An 18,837-nucleotide genomic window follows, 5' to 3' on the forward strand; every position below is an offset into this window, starting at 1 on the left:
CGGGCAGCCCCCGGCGCCACGCGAACCTGAACGAAAATCATGCTCACTCCTGCTCCACGCGGGCGGGTGGAGCATGGCCGTGGGAGGGCGGTTGGACGGGGGAACCGTTCATGTTCGGGACGCGGTTGCGCAGCGCGCAGCCCCCGTCATTGCTGGGCCGACCGGCCGCCGGACATCGCGTTGCGCGGAATGTCCGGACCGCTCCATACGCGATGGAAGGCACCCGAATGGGAGTCTGCGTGGCGATAGATAAAATGAATCACGCACGTTGCCTGCAATTGATGGCGTAATCGAGTCTTTCCGCGACAAATCCCCGCCTGTTAGACTGAAAGGCCTGCTCGTGAATCGCGCATTCCCTGCATGAACCCCAGCCTTCTCCTGCTGCTTGCCCTGCCCTTCCTGCTGGCGGTGGCCGTGGCCGTGTTCCGCCGCAGCTCCCGCGCTACCGCCGCCTGGATGGCCGCCGCCGCCCCCGTGGGCGGTCTGGCACTGCTGGCAACGATGACCCCCGGCATCCTCGATGGCGGGGTCGTGCGCAGTTTTGGGGAATGGCTGCCGCAGATCGGCCTGGCCTTCTCGCTGCGGCTGGACGGGCTGGCCTGGATGTTCGCCGGGATGGTGCTGGCGATCGGCGCGCTGGTGGTGATGTATGCCCACTACTACCTGAGCCCACGCGACAACGCGCACCGGTTCTACTGCTACCTGCTGCTGTTCATGGGCGCCATGCTGGGCATGGTGCTGTCGGGCAACCTGCTGCTGCTGATGGTGTTCTGGGAAATGACCAGCATCAGCTCGTTCCTGCTGATCGGCTTCTGGTCGCACCGCCAGGACGCCCGCGAGGGTGCGCGGATGGCGCTGGTGGTGACCGGCGGCGGCGGACTGGCGCTGCTGGGTGGCGTGCTGCTGATCGGGCGCATCGTCGGCAGCTTCGAACTGGACGCGGTGCTGGCCGCCGGCGACCTGATCCGCAGCAGCCCGCTGTACCCGTACGCGCTGTTCCTGGTGCTGGCCGGCATCTTCACCAAGAGCGCGCAGTTCCCGTTCCACTTCTGGCTGCCGCATGCCATGGCCGCGCCGACTCCGGTGTCGGCCTACCTGCATTCGGCCACGATGGTGAAGGCCGGCGTGTTCCTGCTGGCGCGGCTGCACCCGGCCCTGGCCGGCACCGACCTGTTCTTCTATACGGTCAGCGGGATCGGCGCGCTGACCCTGCTGATCGGTGCCTGGAACGCGATCTTCCAGCACGACCTGAAAGGCCTGCTGGCCTATTCGACGATCTCCCACCTCGGCCTGATCACCCTGCTGTTCGGCCTGTCCACGCCGATGGCGGTGGTGGCCGGCGTGTTCCACATCCTCAACCACGCCACCTTCAAGGCTTCGCTGTTCATGGCCGCCGGCATCATCGACCATGAAACCGGCACCCGCGACATGCGCAAGCTCGGCGGGTTGCGGCGGCTGATGCCATTCACCAGCGCGCTGGCAATCATCGCCTCGCTGGCGATGGCCGGCATTCCCCTGCTCAACGGCTTCCTCTCCAAGGAAATGCTGTTCGCCGAGGCGATCACCGCACAGGGCCCGGAGCCGATGCGCATCGCCGTGTCCATCGCAGCGCTGCTGGCCGGCGTGTTCGGCGTGGCCTACAGCCTGCGCTTCGTGCACGACACCTTCTTCGGCAAGGGGCCGCACGACCTGGACCGCGTGCCGCACGAGCCGCCGCGCTTCATGAAGGTGCCGGTGGAGATCCTGGTGGTGATCTGCGTCGCCGTGGGCATCGCCCCGGCCCTCACCGTGGCACCGGTACTGCACGCAGCGGCCTCCTCCATCCTGGGCCCGGCCATGCCGGCGTACAGCCTGTCGATCTGGCACGGCTTCAACATGCCGCTGATGATGAGCATCGGCGGGGTACTTGGCGGCATCGCGCTCTACTTTGGCCTGCGTCGCCTGATCAACCTGCATGCAGTGATCACCCGCGCCACCGGCCGCAACCTGTTCCACAAGCAGCTGGACGTGGTGTTCGGGTTCGCCCACTGGCTCACGCACACGCTGGCCAACGGCAGCCTGCAGCGCATGCTGATGGCACTGGTGGTAGTGGCGATCATCGTGGCCGCCGCCCCCTTCGTGGCCAACCCGGTGTCGCCGAACTGGCCGTCACCGCAGCCGTTGTCGCTGCTGGGCTGGCTGGTGTGGGTGGTGATGATTGCCTGCGCGCTGGGCGCGTTGTTCCTGTACCGGCAGCGCCTGCTGGCGGTACTGGTGGTGGGCGGAACGGGGCTGATGGTCTCGCTCACCTTCGTATACCTCTCGGCGCCCGACCTGGCGTTGACCCAGCTGCTGGTGGAAATGGTCACCCTGGTGCTGATGTTGCTGGGCATGAACTACCTGCCGGCACAGTCGCCACCGGAGAAGTCGCAGTGGCGCAAGCGCCGCGACGCGCTGATCGCGGTGGTCGGCGGCGCCGGCCTGGCCGCCATGGCCTACAGCGCCATGACCCTGCCGCCCAACACCATGGCCGGCGAAATGCTGGCGCGCGCCCTGCCCGAGGCGTACGGCGAGAACGTGGTCAACGTGATCCTGGTCGACTTCCGCGGGTTCGATACGTTCGGCGAGATCACCGTGTTCGGCATCGCCGCGCTGGTGGTGCACGCCATGCTGCGGCGCTCGCGCATGGCGCCGGAGCAGATCATGCCCGGCCCGCCCATCCAGCTGCCGGTGCCGGCCGACCTGGCCCAGGTGATGTTCCCGCTGACCCTCACCGTGTCCATCTTCCTGTTCCTGCGCGGCCACAACGCGCCTGGCGGCGGCTTCATCGCCGGCCTGGTGCTGGCGGTGCCGCTGCTGATCCAGTACGTGATCCAGGGCACCGCGTCGGTGGAGTCGCGCTTCGGCTTCGACTATATCCGCTGCATCGGCGCGGGCCTGTTGATCGCCATCGTCAGTGGCAGTGCCTCGATGCTGTTCGGGGTGCCGTTCCTGACCAGTGGCCATATCGACCTGGACGTGCCGCTGATCGGCACCGTGCCGCTGGCCAGTGCCATCGGCTTCGACACCGGCGTGTACCTGGTGGTGTTCGGCGGCGCGATGCTGATCCTGTCGATGATGGGCACCGTGAAGCCCTCGCGTACCCGCGACTCGCGCAAGGGCGAGATCGATCCCAACCGCCGTTCGGCACGCACCGGGGAGACCCACTGATGGAACTGGCCCTGGCAAGTGCAATTGGCGTACTGGGTGCGATCGGCATCTACCTGCTGCTGCGCGCGCGCAGCTTCGACGTGATCCTGGGCATGACCTTCCTGTCCTATGCCACCAACCTGCTGATCTTCGCCGGCGGCCGGTTGGTCAGCGGCAAGGCGCCGGTGCTTCGCGCAGGACTGGATTCGAACCTGGGCAACTACACCGACCCGCTGCCGCAGGCGCTGGTGCTCACCGCGATCGTCATCGCCTTTGCGATGACCGCGGTGAGCATCGTGCTGGCCATGCGCAGCCGCAGCGACAACCACAGCGACCATGTGGACGCGCACGAGGATGAGGCTTCCGAGCTTCCCGATACCGCGCCCGGCCGGGAGGGTGGCGCATGAACCATGCGGTGATCCTGCCGATCCTGGTTCCGCTGGTCGGTGCTGCGTGTTCACTGTTCGTCGAACACCGCCGCTACGGGCCGACGGTGCAGCGCACGGTCGCGTGGACCACGCTGGCGGCGCTGGCCGCCGCCGTGGGACTGCTGTTCGCGCAGACCGCCGACGGCAGCATCGCGGTCTACCTGCTGGGCGACTGGCCCTCGCGCCTGGGCATTTCGCTGGTGGCCGACCGGCTGTCGAGCTGGATGCTGCTGACCACCGTGCTGCTGGCCATCCCCTGCCTGCTGCATGCCTGTTCGGGCTGGGACCGCCGCGCACCGCACTTCCATGCGCTGTTCCAGTTCCAGCTGGTCGGGCTGAATGGTGCGTTCCTCACCGGCGACATCTTCAACCTGTTCGTGTTCTTCGAGGTGATGCTGATCGCCTCGTATGGCCTGCTGCTCAGCGGCGGGCGCGGCCTGCGCATGCGCATCGGCCTGCACTACGTGGTGTTCAACGTCACTGCCTCGACCCTGTTCCTGATCGCGCTGGGCCTGCTGTACGCCTCACTGGGCTCGCTCAACATGGCCGAGCTGTCGCAGCGCATCGCCGACGTACCGGCCAGCCACCTGACCCTGACCAAGGCCACGATGGGGCTGTTGCTGCTGGTGTTCTGCAGCAAGGCTGCGCTGATGCCGTTGTACCTGTGGCTCCCCGAGGCCTACGCGCGCGCGCCGGCGGCGGTGGCTGCCCTGTTTGCGATCATGACCAAGGTCGGCCTGTACGCGATGCTGCGGGTCAGCAGCCTGTGGTTCGGCGAGGATGCCGGTGCCATGGCCGGCTACGGCAGCCAGTGGCTGTTCTGGGCCGGCGTGGCCACGCTGCTGCTGGGTGGGCTGGGGGTTCTGGCCGCTGCGCGCCTTCGCGTGCTGATCTCCTACCTGGTGGTGGTGTCGGCGGCGACGCTGTTCATCGCCTTCTCGATCCGCACCCCTGAAGTGCTCTCGGCAGGTCTCTATTACCTGCCGCACAGCACCTTCGTCGCCGCCGCGCTGTTCCTCATCGCCGACCTGATCCGTCGCCGCCGTGGCGGTGCCAGCGACCGCAAGGAAATCATTGCGCCGATGCCTGGCAAGGAAACGCCCGCGGTGCTGTTCCTGATCGGGGCGGTGTCGGTGGCCGGCCTGCCGCCGCTGTCCGGGTTCCTGGCCAAGGCGGCGCTGCTGGCCGGCATGCCGGCGCAGTACACCGCCGTGGTCTGGGCCGCCGTGCTCGGCAGCAGCCTGATGGTGATCGTGGGCATCACCCGCGGTGGCATCCGCCTGTTCTGGCGCGTGCCGGTGCTGGAAGAGGGCGTGCCGCCGCCGCGCAAGGCCCCCACCCGCACCGTTGAGCTCTTCGCCGCCGCCCTGCTGCTCTGCTATGGCATCGGCATGAGCGTGTTCGCCAACCCGTTGATGCAGTACACCGATGCCATGGCCGCCCAGCTGCTCTCGCCGCAGGACTACGTGGGCGAACTGCGTGCCACCACGCCGGAGATCCGCAACCCATGAGCCGTCGCCCCCTCTTCCGTCGCGTGTTTCCCTCGCCGTCGCTGAGCGTGATGGTGACCGCGTTCTGGGTGCTGATGTCCGACAGCTTCACCCTGGGCCAGATCCTGCTCGGCATGGTGCTGGGCGTGGTGGTGCCGTTGTTCGCCGCGCGGCTGGACCGTGAGTTCGCCCGCATCGGCACGCTGCGGCCGCTGCCCAAGCTGGTCTGCGTGACGCTGTGGGACATCCTGGTCTCCAACATCCGCGTGGCGATCCAGGTGCTGGGACCCGAGCGTCGCATCCATCCCGGCTTCATCTGGCTGCCGCTGGACATTGCCAACATCCACGGCATTGCCGCGTTGACCAGCATGATCACCCTGACCCCGGGCACGGTGTCGGCCGCGCTTTCCGACGATCGCCGCTATCTGCTGGTGCATGTGCTGCACCTGGAAGATCCAGACGCGCTGATCAAGGAGATCAAGCGCCGTTACGAAGCCCCGCTGATGGAGATTTTCCCATGACCGGTTTCACTTTCATCCAGACCACCATGGCGGTGTGCATGCATATCGTCGGCCTGGCCATGCTGATGGCCACCTGGCGCCTGCTGCGCGGCCCGACCGTGCCCGACCGGATCCTGGCACTGGACACCATGTCGGTGACCGCCATCGCCGAACTGATGCTGTTCGGCATGTACCTCAACTCGGCGGTGTACTTCGAAGCGGCGCTGCTGATTGCGATGCTGGGCTTCGGCAGCACCGTGGTGCTGAGCAAGTTCGTGCTGCGCCGGGACATCGTCGAATGATCACCTTCATCCAGGTCGCGCTGTCGCTGCTGCTGCTGTTCGGCTGCTTCTTCATCCTGGTCGGTGCGCTGGGGCTGGTGAAGCTGGACACCTTCTTCAAGCGCCTGCATGCGCCGACCAAGGCCAGCACGTTGGGCGTCGGCTGCGTGCTGCTGGGCTCGGTGCTGTACCACATCTTCCTGGGCGAAGACCCGCAGCCGCGCGAGCTGCTGATCACCGTGTTCCTGTTCATCACCGCGCCGATCAGCGCGCACATGATGGCCAAGGCGGCGCTGTCGCTGATGATGGAGAAGCGCCCGAGCCTGCCGGGGAATGAGACGGCGGAGGAGGAGCAGTTGCCGCCGCCGCGTCCGCGCATGGGGCCAGAGAGGCGCGACGATGACGAACGCGTCGCCACGCGCACGGATCCCACCGCCGACCCGGAACAAAAGCTCTAATCTTCAGCGAAGGCGCGTGATCGCGCACCGCGTTGGACACGCATGGCGTGTCGCTACGTGCGGAGCGACCACATTGCGCTGATCGGCGTAGCGACACGCCATGCGTGTCCCACGGGGCGCCGCAACATTCCGGATGCGGAACGAACCAGACGCATCAAGCCAGCAGCGCCAGCTCCAGAATCACCCACCCCACGAACGCCACCAGCAGGATCCCGCCTTCCTTCCGGCTGACCACCAGGTCGCCGCGCAACATCGGGTACAGCACCAGCACGAAGGCGATGGCCGCCGGCAGCTCGAGCTTCACGAACGACTCGGGCAGCGCCAGCGGGCGCAGCGCGGCCATGCCGCCTACCACCACCAGCAGGTTGAACAGGCTCGAGCCGATCACGTGGCCGAGCACCATGTCGCCCTGGCCACGGCGTGCCGCCACGATGGCTGCCGCCACCTCCGGCAGCGCGGTGCCGATGGCGACCGGCAGCAGGCCGACCAGCAACGGCGACCAGCCCAGGCTGGCGCCCATCACCGGCGCTGCACCGACGATCCAGCGCGCGCCGTAGTAGAGGCACACCGCCGCGAACACCACCCGGATCAGGTTGAGCCCCAGTCCGGTGCGGGTCATCGCGTAACCGGCGATCGCTTCCCGCACCCCTTCCGACTCGCGCTTCGCCGCACGCAGCACGAAAGCCAGCAGCGCAACGAAGCCCAGCAGCAGCACCGCGCCTTCCCAGCGCGCGATCGCCCCGTCCAGGCCGAACACGATCAGCGCCAGGCTGGCCACGGCCAGCAGGATCAGCAGCGGCGACAGCAGCCGTGCCCGCACCAGCAGCGGTGCAGCCAGCGCCGCCAGGGCCAGGGTCAGGCCCACGTTGACGATGTTGCTGCCCACCGCGTTGCCCAGCGCCAAGTCCTCGGCGCCGACCACGAACGCGCGTGCATTGACCACCAGTTCCGGCAGCGAGGTGCCGAAGGTGACCAGCAACAACCCCGCCACGAAGGGCGAGGCGCCGAAGCGCTGGCCCAGCCCGGAGGCGGCCTTGACGATGGAGTCGCCACCCAATGCAAGCAGCAGCAGGCCCAGCAGGAACCAAGCGGTAGCAGCGATCATCGGTGGATCCCCAGGTGTCGTGGCCCGATTCTAGGAACAGCCCTCTACGTAGTCCACCTGTGGGGTCTGACCAACCCGCCAGGCGGTAACCTTGCCATCCCCATCGATCTCGAAGTTGACCAGCGCGCCGCCCTCGGCCACCGGGCGCACCCGCAAGTTGTGGCCGCGTTCGTCGTACTTGTGCGGCATGAGGTCGCCACGCTCCGGGTACAGGGTCTGCAGCTGGCCCAGCGACATGCCGACCTTGCCACCACCCGGCGCCGCGATCCGGTCGTTGCGCACGTCATAGCGGACCAGGCGGTTGCCCTCAATCATCAGGATCACATCGTCAGCCTGGCTGCCCTGGGGACGCAGGGCGTGGCAGTAGTCGTCGGGAACTTCCCCCTGCAGGGGCTCCTTCCATGCGCTGCGCACCTCGTCCAGGCTCGAACCGAGGGTCAGCGGACCGTAGCCGTCGAGGCGCGCTGGACCCTGCGAGGCGGGCTCCGTGGCCGGGGTTGCGGGCGCGGTGCCCGCAGGCGCGGCCGCAGCCGGCTCGGCCACCGCCGCACCCGCGTCGGTCGACGGGGTCTCCGGAGCGCGGTCGCATGCGCTCAATGCCAACGCCACGCCCAGCGCCAAAACGCCTCCCAGCTGTTTCATCTGCAGGTCCTCCTGTGTGTGGTCCGCAGGCTAGCGTGGGAAATGTGCAGCCCGTGCATGCAGAGCGTGCCTGTCATCACAGTTACACGTCGGCCGTTCAGGCTGGGCATGCACCGCTTCGACCCCCATGCCCATGCAACCGCGCAAGACCGATCTCGCCCGCGACGCCCTGCAGGCCCACCGCGCGCCCCTGGACATGCGCCAACGGCGCCTGCTGATCCTGTGCGATGGCCAGCGCGACCTGGCCCAGCTCTCCGCCATGATCGGGCCGGAGGCGTCGGCGATGGTGATCCAGCTGATCCAGGCCGGCTACCTGGTGTCGACCGCCCCGGCGGAACCAGCACCCGCAGCGGTACCGGTGACCTCCCCGTCGTCGGCTGCAACCGCACCCGCGGCCTCCGCCGCACCGGTCACCGAGCGTCGCCGCTCGATGGTGGCCGCACGCATCTACCTGCTCGGCATCCTGGAACTCCAGCGGCATCCGCAGGCTGCCGCACTGCTGCATGCGCTGCAGCAGTCGCGCAGCGACGACCAGGTGATCGCGGCCCTGCACAACGCGCTGGACGCCCTGCCCGGCCTGACCTCGCCCGGTTACTGCGAGCGGGTCCGCCAGCGCCTGTTCGAGGTGCTGCCGGAGTCCCATCTGGCACAGCTGGAACAGGCCGGGGTGGTGGCGGGCTGACGCCCGCCTCGGTTCACGCGCTGAAGTTCTTCTTCAAACCCTTCCAGCACTGCTGGTAGCCACGCTGGCGGTGCGCGGCGTCCATCGCCTGCGCGGTGGGACGGATCACGCCGCGGGTTTCGAACATGAAGGCCATGGTGTCCTTGATCACGTCCGGCTTGCTGAGGTCAGCGGCAGACGCCTTCTCGAACGTGGCCGCGTCCGGTCCATGCCCGCTCATGCTGTTGTGCAGGGACGCGCCACCGGGCACGAAGCCTTCGGCCTTTGCGTCGTAGGCGCCGTGGATCAGGCCCATGAACTCGCTGGCGATGTTGCGGTGGAACCACGGCGGCCGGAACGTGTCCTGCGCCACCAGCCAGCGGGGCGGGAAGATCGCGAAGTCCATGTTGCTGGTTCCCGGCGTGTCACTGGGCGAGTGCAGCACCAGGAAGATCGACGGGTCCGGATGGTCGTGGCTGATCGAACCGATGGTGTTGAAGCGGCGCAGGTCGTAGCGGTACGGCGCGTAGTTGCCATGCCAGGCGACCACGTCCAGCGGCGAATGGTCGATGGGCGCCCGCCACAGCTGGCCCTGGAACTTGGCGATCAGCTCGAAGTCGCCGTCCAGGTCTTCAAAGGCGGCCTGCGGGGTTTCGAAATCGCGGGGGTTGGCCAAGCCGTTGGAGCCGATCGGCCCCAGGTCGGGCAGCTTGAGCAGCGCGCCGAAGTTCTCGCACACGTAGCCACGGGCCTGCCCGTCCGGAAGCTCCACGCGGAAGCGCACGCCGCGCGGGATCACCGCGATCTGCTGCGGTTCGATCTCGATCACGCCGAACTCGGTGAGCAGGCGCAGCCGACCCAGCTGCGGCACGATCAGCAGCTCGCCGTCGGCGTTGTAGAAGTAACGACCCTGCATGTCGGCGGTGGCCGCGTACAGATGGATGCCCACCCCGCCATGCGCGTCGGGCGAACCATTGCCGCCCATGGTGTACAGGCCGTCGACGAAGTCGGTCGGCGTGGCCGGCAGCGGCAGCGGGTCCCAGCGCAGCTGGTTGGGCGACACCGCGCCGTGCGCGAAGTCGCTGTGCAGGTGCGGCTGCGCGTACGGCTGGAACTCGCCGTGGGTCACCGCCGGGCGGATCCGGTACACCCAGCTGCGCCGGTTGCTGCCGCGCGGTGCGGTGAAGGCGGTGCCGGACAGCTGTTCGGCATACAGCCCGTGCGCGACCCGCTGCGGCGAATTGCGGCCGACCGGCAGCGCGCCCTCCACCGCCTCGGTGGCGAACTCGTTGCCGAAGCCGGTCTGGTAGCCGCGTGCGGAGATGGAGGACGTCATGGTCGGTTCCTTTTCTTACAGAACGCCGCGCTTGATCTGGTCGCGCTCGATGCTTTCGAACAGCGCGGTGAAGTTGCCTTCGCCGAAGCCTTCATTGCCCTTGCGCTGGATGATCTCGAAGAAGATCGGGCCGATGCAGTTGGTGGTGAAGATCTGCAGCAGCTTGCGCTGCTTGGTTTCCGGATCGGCGTCGATCAGGATCTTGTTCTTCGCCAGGCGCGGCACGTCTTCGCCGTGGCCCGGCACGCGCATGTCGATGACGTCGAAGTAGGTCTCCGGCGTATCGAGGAACTCCACGCCCTGCGCGCGCATCGCTTCAACGGTGTCGTAGATGTTCTCGGTGAAGCAGGCGATGTGCTGGATGCCCTCGCCCTTGTACGCGTCCAGGTACTCGTTGATCTGGCTCTTCGGGTCGGACGATTCATTCAGCGGAATGCGCACGATGCCGTCCGGCGCGGTCATCGCCTTGGACACCAGGCCGGTCTTGAGGCCCTTGATGTCGAAGTAGCGGATCTCGCGGAAGTTGAACAGGCGCTCGTAGTAATCCGACCACTGCTGCATGTTGCCGAAGTACAGGTTGTGGGTCAGGTGGTCGATGAAGGTCAGGCCGAAGCCGACCGGACGCGGGTCGACGCCTTCGATCGGCGCATAGTCGGTGTCGAACATGCTGCCGTTGGCACCATAACGGTCCACCAGGTACAGCATGCAGTCGCCGATGCCCTTGATCACCGGGGCCGGCACCGCCTTGGTTTCCGGCTTGAAGTCGACCACTTCGGCGCCGTTGCCCAGCGCAAGGCGCAGCACTTCGTCGCCCGGCTTCTTGAAGCGGATCGCGAAGCCGCAGGCGCACGGACCGTGCTTGTCGGCGAAGTCCGAAGCGAACGAATCGGGTTCTTCATTGACCAGGAAATTGACGTCGCCCTGGCGGTACACGGTGATGGCGCGCTGCTTGTGGCGCAGCACGGCGGTGAAACCCATCTTGCGGAAATAGTCGTGCAGTTCGGCACCCCGACCGGCCGGCGCGGCGAATTCGACGAACTCGAAGCCGTCGATGCCCATCGGGTTCTCGAAGGTGGTGACCTGCATGCCGGGGTTGGGGGCGTGCGACGCGGTTGCGGGCTGGCTGCTCATGATTGGGCTCCGAAGCGGCCCACCCCCGGAAAAAACCAGGTGCGGGCGGAAGGCAGACCCGCGAGAATGCGGAATCCGGAAACAAGGTTATAGTTTCACATGAAACCACCATCAAGGTGCACCGCAGCATGAGCCCAGCCGATCCCAGCAGCCACAGCATCCGTGCCTCGCACGCCCTGCTCGACCTCGAGCAGTTCCTGCCCTACCGGCTGAGCGTCCTGTCCAACCGGGTCAGCGGCAACATCGCCAAGCTGTATGGGGACCGGTACGGCCTGGCGATTCCCGAATGGCGGGTGATCACGATCCTGGCGCTGTACCCGGGCTCGTCGGCCAGCGAGGTCTCCGACCGCACCGCGATGGACAAGGTGGCGGTCAGCCGGGCCGTGGCCAGACTGCTCGAACGCGGCTTCATCAAGCGTGAAACCCATGGCGACGACCGCCGCCGCTCGGTGCTGGCGCTGTCTGCAGCCGGTTTCGAGGTGTACGAGACCATCGCCCCGCTGGTGATCGAGATCACCCGCAAGCTGATGTCGGTGCTCAGCGAGGAAGAGGAGCAGATGCTGGAAAAGCTGATCCTGCGCCTGGCCGGCGACGGCCTCCAGCGGATGGACGAGGGCTAGCTCAGATGCTTCCGCCGCGCATGCACCCACGGCGCAGCCAGCGCACCGATCGCACCGGCGGCCAGGCCCAGTGAGGCCGCCACCGCCGCCGCTTCCAGCGCGCCCGGCAACGCCAGCGCGGCGATCACCAGCAGCGCGGCCGGCAGCGCAATGAAGGTGGCCAGGAAGTAACGCCAGCGCGGCGCCCAGGTTCCCACCTGGAGCAGGCTGACCGGCATCCAGGTTTCGCCCGATGCGTCTTCGGCCAGTTTGGCCACCACCTTGGGCAGGTCCACTTCCACCGGGCCCTTGCCGGTGCGTGCGGTGGCCAGCGCCCGTGCCACCTCATCGATGGCCGGGTACGACGCCGGCCAGGACGTGGGTGCTCCCACGCCGTAGGCGGTCAGCAGCGGCACGCTCAGCCACGGCGCCAGCAGCGGGCGCAGCTTGCGCCGGTCCAGCACGCACCACACCTGGGCAACGCCATGGGCCACGACGCTGTACAGCGCCAGCTGGCCGGGCTCGGGATACGGCAGCACGTGCACGCGCGCGGCCATGCTGGGGTAGCCCATCTGGCGCAGGAAACCGGGGCGGGTACGCCCTTCCTGCGCCCAGGCCAGGCCCAGCGGCGCCACCAGGTACGCTTCGGCCGGGTCTTTCACCCCGGCGCCGGCGCGGTCGTCGCTGGCGAGGAAGAACGCCAGCGATTTCGGTTCCGCCACATCGGCGTGGTTCCAACGGCCGCTGTCGCCCAGCACGTGCCTGAGCGGCAGCCGCGCCGGCGCGGTTTCGGCTTTGGTCGCGTTGTGCAGGTAGGGCAGCACCGAGAGCACGAAGGCCTGCAGGTCGACGCCGCGGGCGCCGCTGCCCTGCCATTCGCTCGGCAGCAGGCCGGCCAGCGCCGGGTTGCGCGCCAGTGCGTCCAGTTGCGCCTTCTGCTCCACCAGCTTCTGCACGGCGGCCTTGAGCAGCACGTTGTCCGGAACCGATACCAGCGGCAGGCGGTACAGCGTTGCACCCGGGTCAGGCGTGTCGGCATCGCCAGCGTGCGCGGAGTGGTCGTCCAGCAACACCTCCGCCGGCGGCAGGCTCACGCCGCCCGGTGCCTCGAGGGCGGTGTGTGAAGTGCTGTCGCTGGAGGCAGGCTGCATGCGTTCATTAGCGGCGCCACATCCAGGAACTGTAGTGCCGGCCGCCGGCCGGCTCCTCGCGCAACCAGGCGTTCCCAGGAGCCGGCCAGCGGCCGGCACTACCGGAAAGCCGGTTCATCGGAACCATCGAAAAAAAAATGCCGCGATGGTCGCGGCATTTTCCTGGTTTGCATCAGGGCGCCTGTGGCGGCGCCCAGTCCTTCATGAAGGCCACGAACTTGTCGCGGTTGTAGCCCTTCGGCTGGCCCTTGTCGGCTTCCAGCTCGCCGGTGAACTGCGAGTGCAGCAGCGTGCCCTGCGCGTCCAGCACGAACAGGTGCGGGTAGCCCTTGATCTGCGGGTACTGCGACAGGAACGCGGCGTTCTCGTTGTCCTCGCTGTAGTTCACCTTCATCCAGACGTAGTTGGCGTCGCGGAAGCTGCGGATCTCCGCATCGCCCTCGACGAACGCGTCCAGCAGGTGGCACCACGAGCACCACTCCCCGCCCACGTCCAGCACGATCCGTTTCCCACCGCGCTGCGCTTCGACCTTGGCCGTGGCCAGGTCGGCCACCGGGTCGCGGGCCGGGTCGAACTGCGCGTTGAGCGCGGCCACCGCAGCGACGTCCGCGGCGGCCGGCGTGTTGCCCGAGGCCACCGGTTGGCTGGGATCGGCCACCGGCGGCTTCTGCTCGGTGGTGTCCAGCGGCTGCGCAGGTGCGGCGGTGGGCGCCGACGGCGAACAGGCGGCCAGCAGGCCGGCCACGATCAACGAAGCACCCACAGCGGACATGCGCATCGCAGACCTCACTTGACGCCGTGCATCAGCTTGTTGATCAGCGGGGCGATCAGGAACAGCACCACGCCCGAACCGATCAACGCCCAGAAGCCGAAGGTGTAGCCCTTCAGCGCCGACTCGACGGTCATGCCGCCTTCGCCGCTCACCACTCCGGCGAAGATGCCCGACAGGTTGTTGCCGATGCCGGTGGACAGGAACCAGCCACCCATGCCGAAACCGACCAGGCGCACCGGTGCCAGCTTGGTCACCATCGACAGGCCGATCGGCGACAGGCACAGCTCACCCACGGACTGGATCACGTAGACCATGAACAGCGTCCAGAACGGGATCTTGCCGTCCACCACCATGCTGGACAGGGCCAGCATCAGCAGCGCGAACGCCGCGCCGTTGAACAGCAGGCCCAGGCCGAACTTGCGCGGAATGGACGGATTGGCACGGCCAAGCTTGATCCAGATCCAGGCGATGATCGGGGCCAGCGCGATGATGGCCACCGAGTTCACCGACTGGAACCACGCGGTCGGGAAGGTCCAGCCACCCAGGTTGCGGTTGACGATGTTGTCGGCCAGGAAGGTGAAGGAGCTGCCGGCCTGTTCGAAGAACATCCAGAACATCACGTTGAACGTGAAGATGATCAGCATCGCGATGACGCGGTCGCGCTGCACCTTGCCTTCGCGGATGCCTTCCACCAGCAGCAGCGCACCGAGCGCCACGAACATGATGCCGAGGATCCAGGCCAGCGCGGTGGCACCGGTGGAGAGCAGGAAGTAGGCCACCGGAATGGCGACCAGCGAACCGACGAACACCATCACCACCCGGCCCATGCCTTCGCCACCGGCCGGCGGTGCACCGATGCCCTTGAGGCCGGCGCGGCCGATGTAGAACCACACCAGGCTGAGCAGCATGCCGATGCCGGATGCGATGAACACCATCTTGTAGGACGGCATCGCTTCGGTACCGAAGACCTTTTCGGCCAGGTACTGGGTCAGCACCGGGGCGATCATCGCGCCGATGTTGATGCCCATGTAGAAGATGGTGAAGCCCGAGTCGCGGCGCTCATCCTTCAGGCCGTACAGCTTGCCGACCATGGTGGAGATGTTCGGCTTGAACAGGCCATTGCCGATGATGATCGTGGCCAGGCCCAGCTCGAACACTTCCTTGTTCGGCATGGCGACCATGAACAGACCGGCCGCCATGATCACCGCGCCGGTCAGGATCGAACGCTGGTAGCCCAGCACGCGGTCGGCCACGTAGCCACCGAAGATCGCGGCGGCGTAGACCAGGGCCAGGTAGGCGCCGTAGGTGCGGCTGGCTGCGGCCTGCCCGGCCGAGTCGCCACCGAAGAACTGGGCCACGATGTACAGCACCAGCGCCCAGCGGATCCCGTAGAACGCGAAGCGCTCCCAGAACTCGGTCATGAACAGCATCCACAGCGGGCGCGGATGGCCCATCGTGGTCTTGAACTCCGGCAACGCCGGTTCGGGAACGGATTTCGCGGCGGCGTCTACGCTCATGCGGGATTCCTGGGTTCGGTGGAAGACATGCACGTCCGATGTGCGAAACAGCGCGGGAGAATCCCAGAACAACGGCGTTCACGTCAAATACACACCAATCCGTGCAACTGCCGGCAAGGTTGCTGAACTTGCACCTGCAACCATCGCCCCACCGCCGCCAGCGCAGCAACGGCGGGGCCTGCCGCACCGTACGGCGGTTCTGGCAGGCAAACATGAATGGGTGGCGGAAGCGCCGCGCCGGCTCAGGCCTCCGGCGGCAGCGGATCGTCGTTGCGGATCGTGGTGCGCACCTGGAACAGCTCCGGGAAGAAGGTCAGCTCAAGCGCCTGGCGCAGGAAGCCCACCCCGCTGGAGCCACCGGTGCCGCGCTTGAAGCCGATCACCCGCATCACCGTACGCATGTGGCGGAAGCGCCAGAGCTGGAAGGCGGTTTCCAGGTCCACCAGGTCTTCGCACAGCGCGTACTCGCGCCAGTAGCGGTCGGTGTTCTGGTAGATCCGCTCGAACACCGGCAGCAGCGTGTCGTCGGAAACATGCGGCGACTGCCAGTCGCGCGCCTGGTAACCGGCCGGGATGTCGTGGCCGAAGCGTGCCAGGTAGCGCAGGAACTCCTCGTACAGGCTGGGCGCGTCCAGTACCTGCTGCAGCTGCGCCTGCCCCGCCGGGTCATGCGAGAACACCTGCAGCATCTGCGCGTTCTTGTTGCCCAGCAGGAACTCGATGTAGCGGTACTGCAGCGACTGGAAGCCCGACGACGGGCCCAGCACGTCGCGGAAGCCCATGTATTCGGACGGGGTCAGCGTTTCCAGCACCGACCACTGTTCGGTGAGCTGGCGCAGCACCTGCTTGCTGCGCGCCAGCACCTTCTGGCACTGCCAGACCTGGTCGTTCTGCAGGAAGCCGATCGCCGCGCGCAGCTCGTGCCCCAGCAGCTTCAGCCACAGCTCCGAGGTCTGGTGCTGGATGATGAAGAGCATCTCGTCGTGGTGCGGCGGGTTGGACAGCGGCTGCTGCGCCGAGAGCAGCTGGTCCAGCCGCAGGTAGCCGCCGTAGGTCAGGCGGCCTTCCAGGTCGGTGTGGATGCCGGCTTCCAGATCGCGTTGGTTCTTGTCGACAGACATGGCGGGGACCGCTTGAGGGGCAGAAAGGGTAGCGCAGTGGCCGGGTCGCTGGGCAGGCCGCACCCTACGCTGGCGTGTGGAACCGGCGGTGTCCCGCGTTCAGCGCGGACGGCGGCCGGGACCGGCTTGGGCGGGGCCGCAGGCGGCGAACCGCTCATGCGCCGTTGATACAACTGAATACGTTGATGTTATTGGCGTTGGTGGTCCTTCCCGGGGTATACCGGGGTGCTGCCCGGGGCAGTTCTTGCTGCGCCGCAGGACGGCTTTTTCATACGCCTTCCTTAACATGGCAATTCATATCATTTGTAACTTCCTGTCGAAGGTGCAGTACGCAATGACGGTTGCCGCTGAGTTCAAGATCGAATACCTGCAGTACCTGGACACGGACGGCACGCTCGTCCGCGATGACCTGCCCGAAGCCCTGCGCGACCCGCGCGCGCTGCTGCCGATGTTCAAGCAGATGCTGTTCGTGCGCGTGTTCGACGGCAAGTCGATCGCGCTGCAGCGTACCGGCAAGCTGGGTACCTACGCCGCCTGCCTGGGCCATGAGGCCGCGCACGTGGGCATCGGCGCGGCCATGCAGAAAGACGACGTGTTCGCCCCCTCCTACCGCGAGTATGGCGCCATGTTCATGCGTGGCGTGCGCCCGCGCGACGTCCTGATGTACTGGGGCGGCGACGAGCGCGGCAACGACTACGGCGGCAATGCGGCCAAGGACTTCCCGTTCTGCGTGCCGATCTCCACCCAGTGCCTGCACGCCGCCGGCGCTGCGCTGAAGTTCAAGCTCAACCAGGAGAAGCAGATCGCCGTGGCCGTCTGCGGCGACGGCGGCAGCTCCAAGACCGACTTCTATGCTGCGCTGAACTCGGCCGGTGCCTACAAGCTGCCGCTGATCCTGTGCATCGTCAACAACGGTTGGGCGATCTCGGTGCCGCGTTCGGCCCAGACCGGTGCGGAAACGCTGGCCCAGAAGGGCCTGGCCGGTGGCCTGCACTGCCTGCAGGTGGACGGCAACGACCTGATCGCGGTGATGGCCGCCATGCTGCAGGCGCGCGAGCGCGCGCTGGCCGGCGACGGCGGCACCGTGCTGGAACTGATGACCTACCGCCTGTCCGACCACACCACCGCCGATGACGCGCGCCGCTACCGCGACGATGCCGAGGTGAAGGACGCCTGGCAGCGCGAACCGATGCTGCGCCTGCGCAAGTACTTGATCGGTGCCGGCGTGTGGAGCGAGGAAGAAGAACAGGCGTGGACCGTCGAGTGCGGCAAGCGCGTGGACGAGGAAGTGAACCTGTACCTCAACACCCCGGTGCAGCCGGTCGAGGCGATGTTCGACTTCCTGTATGCCGATCCGCCGCAGGACCTGCTGGCCCAGCGCGCCCAGGCGATTGCCCTGGAGCAGCGCCATGGATGAGATCAAGAACGGCGCCTCCGGCGCGCAGACCAACGCCGCCGACAGCGCCGCCGTCGCGCGCGGAGAAGAAACGATGACCAGCACCCCCATCACCCTCATCGAAGCCATCACCCAGGCCTTGGCCTGGGAGCTGGAGCACGACAAGTCGGTGCTGGTGCTCGGCGAAGACGTCGGCGTCAACGGCGGTGTGTTCCGCGCCACCGCCGGCCTGCAGCAGCGCTTCGGCGCCGACCGCATCCTGGACACCCCGCTGGATGAAACCACCATTGCCGGCCTGACCATCGGCCTGGCCGCACAGGGCATGAAGCCGGTCGCAGAAGCCCAGTTCGACGGTTTCATGTACCCGATGGTGGACCACATCGTCTGCCACGCCGCGCGCCTGCGTTACCGCACCCGTGGCCGCCTGCACTGCCCGATGGTGCTGCGCGTGCCGTGGGGCGGCGGCATCCGTGCGCCGGAACACCACAGCGAAGCCAACGAAGCGATCTTCACCAACGTGCCCGGCCTGCGCGTGGTGCTGCCGTCTTCGCCGCAGCGCGCGTACGGCCTGCTGCTGGCCGCGATCCGCGAACCGGATCCGGTGATCTACATGGAACCCAAGCGCATCTACCGCCAGTACAAGGAAGTAGTGGTCAACGACGGCGAAGCGCTGCCGCTGGACGTGTGCTTCGTGCTGCGCGACGGCACCGACGTGACCCTGGTGACCTGGGGCGCGCAGGTGAAGGAAGCGCTGGAAGCAGCCGACAAGCTGGCCGGCGAAGGCATCAGTGCCGAAGTGATCGACGTCGCCACGCTGCGTCCGCTCGACTTCGCCACCATCGCCGAGTCGGTGGCCAAGACCGGCCGCTGCGTGATCGTGCAGGAGGCCCCGAAGACCGCGGGCTTCGGCGCTGAAATCGCCGCGCGCCTGGCCGAGGAATCGCTGTACGACCTGCTCGCGCCGGTCGAACGCGTGACCGGCTATGACACCCATATTCCGCTGTTCCGCCTGGAAATGAAGTACCTGCCGAGCGTGGACCGGATCGTCAGCGCGGCCAAACGCGCGGTGGCGGCAGGCTGA

At 67.2% G+C, this 18,837-nt stretch carries 18 protein-coding genes; 10 read left to right on the forward strand and 8 right to left on the reverse strand.

Features of this window, described 5'->3' with window-relative positions; translation table 11 throughout:
- Positions 1 to 360: 360 nt before the first annotated feature.
- Genes C2U58_RS12260 through C2U58_RS12285 form a run of 6 tightly spaced genes read left to right on the forward strand, consistent with a single transcriptional unit; the run spans position 361 to position 6,325 of the window.
- Positions 361 to 3,189 carry a monovalent cation/H+ antiporter subunit A gene (locus C2U58_RS12260; RefSeq protein ID WP_102946103.1) on the forward strand — a complete coding sequence of 943 codons (2,829 nt, stop codon included), beginning with the start codon at positions 361 to 363 and terminating at the stop codon, positions 3,187 to 3,189.
- Complete coding sequence (locus C2U58_RS12265) at positions 3,189 to 3,575, forward strand: Na+/H+ antiporter subunit C (RefSeq protein ID WP_102946104.1); 387 nt, start codon at positions 3,189 to 3,191, stop codon at positions 3,573 to 3,575. Before C2U58_RS12260 ends, C2U58_RS12265 begins: the two co-directional genes overlap by 1 nt.
- Positions 3,572 to 5,107: a monovalent cation/H+ antiporter subunit D gene (locus C2U58_RS12270; protein ID WP_102946105.1), complete on the forward strand. Its 1,536-nt coding sequence runs from the start codon at positions 3,572 to 3,574 to the stop codon at positions 5,105 to 5,107. Before C2U58_RS12265 ends, C2U58_RS12270 begins: the two co-directional genes overlap by 4 nt.
- The gene (locus C2U58_RS12275; protein WP_102946106.1) at positions 5,104 to 5,607 is read left to right on the forward strand and encodes a Na+/H+ antiporter subunit E; all 504 of its coding nucleotides are present in this window, start codon (positions 5,104 to 5,106) and stop codon (positions 5,605 to 5,607) included. Before C2U58_RS12270 ends, C2U58_RS12275 begins: the two co-directional genes overlap by 4 nt.
- Positions 5,604 to 5,888 (forward strand): K+/H+ antiporter subunit F, encoded by a 285-nt coding sequence (locus C2U58_RS12280; protein WP_070207425.1) that lies wholly within the window; start codon positions 5,604 to 5,606, stop codon positions 5,886 to 5,888. Before C2U58_RS12275 ends, C2U58_RS12280 begins: the two co-directional genes overlap by 4 nt.
- A complete protein-coding gene (locus C2U58_RS12285; RefSeq protein WP_253256725.1) occupies positions 5,885 to 6,325 on the forward strand; it encodes a Na+/H+ antiporter subunit G in 441 nt (146 codons plus the stop codon). The genes C2U58_RS12280 and C2U58_RS12285 overlap by 4 nt, the downstream gene beginning before the upstream one ends.
- Before the next feature lie 154 nt (positions 6,326 to 6,479).
- On the opposite strand, the gene C2U58_RS12290 is transcribed toward C2U58_RS12285, so the two are convergent.
- Both C2U58_RS12290 and C2U58_RS12295 read right to left on the reverse strand, forming a co-directional pair.
- Positions 6,480 to 7,430 (reverse strand): sodium:calcium antiporter, encoded by a 951-nt coding sequence (locus C2U58_RS12290; protein WP_102946107.1) that lies wholly within the window; start codon positions 7,428 to 7,430, stop codon positions 6,480 to 6,482.
- A 30-nt stretch (positions 7,431 to 7,460) separates the two neighbouring features.
- Positions 7,461 to 8,072 (reverse strand): hypothetical protein, encoded by a 612-nt coding sequence (locus C2U58_RS12295; RefSeq protein ID WP_102946108.1) that lies wholly within the window; start codon positions 8,070 to 8,072, stop codon positions 7,461 to 7,463.
- A 133-nt stretch (positions 8,073 to 8,205) separates the two neighbouring features.
- Here C2U58_RS12295 and C2U58_RS12300 point away from each other — a divergent pair, with 133 nt between their 5' ends.
- Positions 8,206 to 8,754 (forward strand): hypothetical protein, encoded by a 549-nt coding sequence (locus tag C2U58_RS12300; RefSeq protein WP_102946109.1) that lies wholly within the window; start codon positions 8,206 to 8,208, stop codon positions 8,752 to 8,754.
- Between the two features lie 13 nt (positions 8,755 to 8,767).
- Here the strand turns inward: C2U58_RS12300 and hmgA are convergent, their stop codons facing one another.
- Both hmgA and hppD read right to left on the reverse strand, forming a co-directional pair.
- Positions 8,768 to 10,069, reverse strand: coding sequence for a homogentisate 1,2-dioxygenase (gene hmgA / locus C2U58_RS12305; RefSeq protein WP_102946110.1), 1,302 nt, complete (start codon positions 10,067 to 10,069; stop codon positions 8,768 to 8,770).
- Positions 10,070 to 10,084: 15 nt separating this feature from the next.
- The gene (gene hppD / locus C2U58_RS12310; RefSeq protein ID WP_172448135.1) at positions 10,085 to 11,200 is read right to left on the reverse strand and encodes a 4-hydroxyphenylpyruvate dioxygenase; all 1,116 of its coding nucleotides are present in this window, start codon (positions 11,198 to 11,200) and stop codon (positions 10,085 to 10,087) included.
- Between the two features lie 128 nt (positions 11,201 to 11,328).
- On the opposite strand from hppD, the gene C2U58_RS12315 reads away from it, so the two are divergent.
- Entirely contained in the window at positions 11,329 to 11,820 is a 492-nt protein-coding gene (locus tag C2U58_RS12315; protein WP_070207418.1) for a MarR family winged helix-turn-helix transcriptional regulator, read from the forward strand.
- Here the strand turns inward: C2U58_RS12315 and C2U58_RS12320 are convergent.
- The 4 genes from C2U58_RS12320 to C2U58_RS12335 all read right to left on the reverse strand — a co-directional run bounded on the left by C2U58_RS12320 (position 11,817) and on the right by C2U58_RS12335 (position 16,360).
- Complete coding sequence (locus C2U58_RS12320) at positions 11,817 to 12,950, reverse strand: hypothetical protein (protein WP_102946111.1); 1,134 nt, start codon at positions 12,948 to 12,950, stop codon at positions 11,817 to 11,819. The two genes, C2U58_RS12315 and C2U58_RS12320, sit on opposite strands and share 4 nt — an antisense overlap.
- Before the next feature lie 172 nt (positions 12,951 to 13,122).
- On the reverse strand, positions 13,123 to 13,728 hold the full coding sequence (locus C2U58_RS12325) for a thioredoxin family protein (RefSeq protein WP_102946112.1): 606 nt from the start codon (positions 13,726 to 13,728) through the stop codon (positions 13,123 to 13,125).
- 8 nt (positions 13,729 to 13,736) lie between these two features.
- Positions 13,737 to 15,239, reverse strand: a complete 1,503-nt coding sequence (locus tag C2U58_RS12330; RefSeq protein WP_102946113.1) for an oligopeptide:H+ symporter — start codon at positions 15,237 to 15,239, stop codon at positions 13,737 to 13,739.
- A 242-nt stretch (positions 15,240 to 15,481) separates the two neighbouring features.
- Complete coding sequence (locus C2U58_RS12335; protein ID WP_102946114.1) at positions 15,482 to 16,360, reverse strand: tryptophan 2,3-dioxygenase family protein; 879 nt, start codon at positions 16,358 to 16,360, stop codon at positions 15,482 to 15,484.
- Positions 16,361 to 16,694: 334 nt separating this feature from the next.
- On the opposite strand from C2U58_RS12335, the gene pdhA reads away from it, so the two are divergent.
- Positions 16,695 to 17,777: a pyruvate dehydrogenase (acetyl-transferring) E1 component subunit alpha gene (gene pdhA / locus C2U58_RS12340; protein ID WP_102946115.1), complete on the forward strand. Its 1,083-nt coding sequence runs from the start codon at positions 16,695 to 16,697 to the stop codon at positions 17,775 to 17,777.
- Positions 17,770 to 18,837, forward strand: a complete 1,068-nt coding sequence (locus C2U58_RS12345) for an alpha-ketoacid dehydrogenase subunit beta (RefSeq protein WP_102946116.1) — start codon at positions 17,770 to 17,772, stop codon at positions 18,835 to 18,837. The genes pdhA and C2U58_RS12345 overlap by 8 nt, the downstream gene beginning before the upstream one ends.

It is taken from the genome of Stenotrophomonas sp. VV52, from assembly GCF_002893095.1.
Classification (GTDB): Bacteria; Pseudomonadota; Gammaproteobacteria; order Xanthomonadales; family Xanthomonadaceae; genus Stenotrophomonas; species Stenotrophomonas aracearum.

Coding starts and splice junctions, on each gene's coding strand:
- C2U58_RS12260 (WP_102946103.1), top strand. CDS start 361: ATGAACCCCAGCCTTCTCCTGCTGCTTGCCCTGCCCTTCCTGCTGGCG.
- C2U58_RS12265 (WP_102946104.1), top strand. CDS start 3,189: ATGGAACTGGCCCTGGCAAGTGCAATTGGCGTACTGGGTGCGATCGGC.
- C2U58_RS12270 (WP_102946105.1), top strand. CDS start 3,572: ATGAACCATGCGGTGATCCTGCCGATCCTGGTTCCGCTGGTCGGTGCT.
- C2U58_RS12275 (WP_102946106.1), top strand. CDS start 5,104: ATGAGCCGTCGCCCCCTCTTCCGTCGCGTGTTTCCCTCGCCGTCGCTG.
- C2U58_RS12280 (WP_070207425.1), top strand. CDS start 5,604: ATGACCGGTTTCACTTTCATCCAGACCACCATGGCGGTGTGCATGCAT.
- C2U58_RS12285 (WP_253256725.1), top strand. CDS start 5,885: ATGATCACCTTCATCCAGGTCGCGCTGTCGCTGCTGCTGCTGTTCGGC.
- C2U58_RS12290 (WP_102946107.1), bottom strand. CDS start 7,430: ATGATCGCTGCTACCGCTTGGTTCCTGCTGGGCCTGCTGCTGCTTGCA.
- C2U58_RS12295 (WP_102946108.1), bottom strand. CDS start 8,072: ATGAAACAGCTGGGAGGCGTTTTGGCGCTGGGCGTGGCGTTGGCATTG.
- C2U58_RS12300 (WP_102946109.1), top strand. CDS start 8,206: ATGCAACCGCGCAAGACCGATCTCGCCCGCGACGCCCTGCAGGCCCAC.
- hmgA (WP_102946110.1), bottom strand. CDS start 10,069: ATGACGTCCTCCATCTCCGCACGCGGCTACCAGACCGGCTTCGGCAAC.
- hppD (WP_172448135.1), bottom strand. CDS start 11,200: ATGAGCAGCCAGCCCGCAACCGCGTCGCACGCCCCCAACCCCGGCATG.
- C2U58_RS12315 (WP_070207418.1), top strand. CDS start 11,329: ATGAGCCCAGCCGATCCCAGCAGCCACAGCATCCGTGCCTCGCACGCC.
- C2U58_RS12320 (WP_102946111.1), bottom strand. CDS start 12,950: ATGCAGCCTGCCTCCAGCGACAGCACTTCACACACCGCCCTCGAGGCA.
- C2U58_RS12325 (WP_102946112.1), bottom strand. CDS start 13,728: ATGCGCATGTCCGCTGTGGGTGCTTCGTTGATCGTGGCCGGCCTGCTG.
- C2U58_RS12330 (WP_102946113.1), bottom strand. CDS start 15,239: ATGAGCGTAGACGCCGCCGCGAAATCCGTTCCCGAACCGGCGTTGCCG.
- C2U58_RS12335 (WP_102946114.1), bottom strand. CDS start 16,360: ATGTCTGTCGACAAGAACCAACGCGATCTGGAAGCCGGCATCCACACC.
- pdhA (WP_102946115.1), top strand. CDS start 16,695: ATGACGGTTGCCGCTGAGTTCAAGATCGAATACCTGCAGTACCTGGAC.
- C2U58_RS12345 (WP_102946116.1), top strand. CDS start 17,770: ATGGATGAGATCAAGAACGGCGCCTCCGGCGCGCAGACCAACGCCGCC.